The sequence below is a fragment of the Oleiphilus sp. HI0117 genome (assembly GCF_001635235.1).
In genome coordinates this window covers 1-463 of record NZ_LWGA01001203.1, presented here as the reverse complement: position 1 = coordinate 463, position 463 = coordinate 1, and the positions used below count along the sequence as shown (strand labels likewise).

The following is a 463-nucleotide window of genomic DNA, read 5'->3' as shown; positions in this document are numbered from 1 at the left end:
TATTCATGCAGCCAGAAAAGGTGGTTACGGTAAAACTGTCATCATCCAACACGGACAAAGCATCACCACTCTTTATGCTCACATGAATGGCTACGCACGCGGCATCCGCTCGGGCAAGCGCGTTAAGCAAGGCCAAATCATTGGCTATGTCGGTAGCACAGGACGTTCAACAGGGCCCCATCTTCATTATGAATTTAGAGTTAACGGTGTCCACAAAAACTCTCTAAAGGTGAAACTGCCACACGCGAGCCCTATCCCTAAAAAGGAGCTTGCTCGCTTTAAGAAAGCAACACACTCATACCTGGCACAGCTCGAGACCTTTTCAGAAAGTTATCAAGTCGCCTCTAATCAGTAAGTACAGATAGAGTCCCTGATATGGCAGACAAACTATATATAGGCGTCATGTCTGGCACCAGCATGGACGGAATCGATACCGTCCTTGCCTCAATATCTGAAAACAAAA

Annotated in this window: 2 protein-coding genes; both read left to right on the top strand. The window is 46.7% G+C overall.

What is annotated here, in order from left to right:
- A partial coding sequence (locus A3757_RS21065) for a M23 family metallopeptidase (protein ID WP_156506471.1) occupies positions 1 to 355 on the top strand: 355 nt, incomplete at its 5' end.
- A 20-nt stretch (positions 356 to 375) separates the two neighbouring features.
- Positions 376 to 463, top strand: an 88-nt coding sequence (locus tag A3757_RS28180; protein ID WP_156506472.1) for an anhydro-N-acetylmuramic acid kinase, incomplete at its 3' end; no start/stop codon positions are given.